Source organism: Nocardioides sp., assembly GCF_034670285.1.
Taxonomy (GTDB): Bacteria; Actinomycetota; Actinomycetes; order Propionibacteriales; family Nocardioidaceae; genus Nocardioides.
Map to the genome: position 1 here is coordinate 1 of NZ_JAXMNS010000476.1, position 2,619 is coordinate 2,619.

The 2,619-nt window shown below is 72.2% G+C and carries 2 protein-coding genes and 1 pseudogene; 2 read left to right on the forward strand and 1 reads right to left on the reverse strand.

The window, feature by feature from the left end; genetic code table 11:
* Positions 1 to 323 (reverse strand): annotated as a pseudogene (locus tag VOI19_RS17865) (hypothetical protein); the annotation flags it as partial.
* 121 nt (positions 324 to 444) lie between these two features.
* Between VOI19_RS17865 and VOI19_RS17870 the strand changes: the two are divergent.
* Positions 445 to 1,446, forward strand: coding sequence for an iron ABC transporter substrate-binding protein (locus VOI19_RS17870; RefSeq protein WP_323794296.1), 1,002 nt, complete (start codon positions 445 to 447; stop codon positions 1,444 to 1,446).
* Between the two features lie 134 nt (positions 1,447 to 1,580).
* The coding region (locus VOI19_RS17875) for an ABC transporter permease (RefSeq protein ID WP_323794297.1) at positions 1,581 to 2,619 on the forward strand (1,039 nt) is incomplete at its 3' end.

The following is a 2,619-nucleotide window of genomic DNA, read 5'->3' on the forward strand; positions in this document are numbered from 1 at the left end:
GCGTATCCAAGCGGGTAGTCGACCACCCGCAATCCATCCAGCTGCCCGATGACGTCGACCAGCGGATACCCGGGCCGTGGCGCGAGCACGACCTCGCCGGGATCGGCGTCGCCGTCGGCCCGCGGCTCGTAGGTGATGGCGGCGCTGCCGGTGAAGTCGCCGCGATAGGCCGGCGTGCCCGCGCTCGTCGACGGACCGGTCGGCGGGGGAGTCGGCTTCGCTCCGCCCGAGCGGGCACGCGACTTCGCGGTGGAGACGGCGGCGCGGGCCAACGCCTTGCCGGCCCGACGGAGCAGGGCGCTGGTGCGCGGGGAGAAAGCCATGGCCCCGACCCTACGGCTGTCACGCTGCTCACACGGAGTAGGTAAGGCAAGCCTCAGTAGCCTATGGTGAGGCAACCCTAACGTCTCCCCTGACCTTCCCCGACCCGGATGGAGATCCCCGATGAAGCGCGCCCCGCTGCTGCTGGCCCTCACGCTCGCGGCCACCCTGTTCACCGCCGGCTGCGGCGAGGACGGCCCGTCGATCGTCGTCTACAACGCCCAGCACGAGGAGCTGCTCGTCGACCTCGCGGCCGACTTCACCGAGCAGACCGGCATCGAGGTGCAGCTGCGCAACGGCAAGGACCTCGAGATGTCGGCCCAGCTCGTCGCCGAGGGCGACGCCTCGCCCGCCGACGTCTTCCTCACCGAGAACTCCCCCGCCATGGCCCAGGTCGAGCGCGCCGGGCTCTTCGAGACCCTGGCGCCCGAGCTCACTGCCGACATCCCCGAGCAGTACCGCCCCACGAGCGCCGCCTGGACCGGGTTCGTGGCCCGCTCGACCGTGCTGGTCTACAACACCGACCTCGTCGACGCCGCCGAGCTGCCCGACTCGATCCTCGACCTCGCCGACCCCGAGTGGGACGGACGGATCTCCTTCTCCCCCACCGGCGCCGACTTCCAGGCGATCGTCGCCGGCGTCCTGGACCTCGAGGGCGAGCAGGCCACCCGCGAGTGGCTGGCCGGCATCAAGGCCAACGGCACGGTCTACGACGGCAACAACGTGGTGCTGCAGTCGGTCGACTCGGGCCAGTCCGAGGTCGGGATCATCTACCACTACTACTGGTACCGCGACCAGGCCGAGAACGGCGACGTCAGCGACAACAGCGAGCTCTACTTCTTCGGCGAGCAGGACCCCGGCGCCTTCGTCAGCGTCTCCGGCGCCGGCATCCTGGCCTCCAGCGACAACAAGCCGGACGCCGAGAAGTTCATCTCCTACCTCACCAGCGAGGGTGGCCAGCAGGTGCTGGCCGACTCCTACGCCCTGGAGTACCCGCTCAACCCGGCCGTCCAGCTCGAGCCGCCGGTGCGGCCGTTCAGCGACCTCGAGCCGCCCGCCGTCAACGTGTCCGACCTCGACGGCGCCACGGTGGTGGACCTGATGACGGAGGCCGGCTTCCTCTGACTCTGATCCCGCCCCCGGCCCGTCCCGCCCGTCCGGCCCGCCCCGACGTCGCGGCCGCCGTCACCCAGCCCGCTCGCCCTCGTCGGCGAGCGGGCCGGTCTGCGTCCCGCAACGCGGCGCCGTGGCCGCTGCTCGTGGTCGGCGGGCTCGTCGCGGCCCTGACCCTGCTGCCGCTGGTCTACGTCGTCGTGACGAGTGCGTCGTACGGCGCCGCGGAGGCGCAGGAGTTCTTGTTCCGCGACCGGATCGGCGAGCTGCTCTGGAACACCACCCGCCTGCTCCTCGGCGGGGTCGTGCTGAGCGCCGTGCTGGGGGTGGCGGCCGCGTGGGTGGTCGAGCGCACCGATGTCCCGTTCCGCGGCTGGTGGCACGGACTGATGTGCGCACCCCTCGCCGTCCCCGCGTTCGTCAACGGCTACGGGTGGGTCTCGACGACCCAGGCCGTGCAGAGCTACGCCGGAGCCGTGCTCGTGGTGAGCCTGTCCTACTACCCGCTCGTCTACCTCCCCACCGTCGCGGCGCTGCGCCGCCTCGACCCGGGCCTGGAGGAGGTCAGCTCGTCGCTCGGTCGCGGTCGCGCCCACACCTTCGCCTCCGTCGTGCTGCCGGCCATCAGCCCAGCCGTGCTCGGCGGGTCGCTGCTCGTCGGGCTCCACCTGCTGGCGGAGTACGGCGCCCTCCAGCTGCTCAACTACCCGACGCTCACCACCGCGATCCTCCAGCAGTACGGCACCTCCTTCACCGGCTCCGCCGCCACCCTGCTCGCCCTCGTGCTGGTCGCCTTCTGCCTGCTGCTCCTCGGGCTCGAGCTGCTGGTGCGCGGACGCCGTCGACGCTCCAAGGTCGGCGCAGGAGCCCCCCGACGCTCCACGCCGATCCGGCTCGGACGACGCCGCCCGCTCGCCGTGGCGCCGCTGATCGCACTGGTCGTGCTTGCCCTCGGCGTCCCGCTGACGAGCCTGACGCGCTGGCTGGTGCGCGGCACGTCGGCGACGTTCGACTGGTCCACCCTCACCGCAGCGGCCACGACCACCCTCGGGCTCTCGCTGCTCGCCGGCCTCGTCGCCTGCCTGGCGGCCCTGCCGGTCGCGTGGCTCTCGGTGCGCCACCGCAGCCCGGTGACCACCCTGGTCGAGCGCAGCACCTACACCGCCAGCGCGATGCCCGGCATCG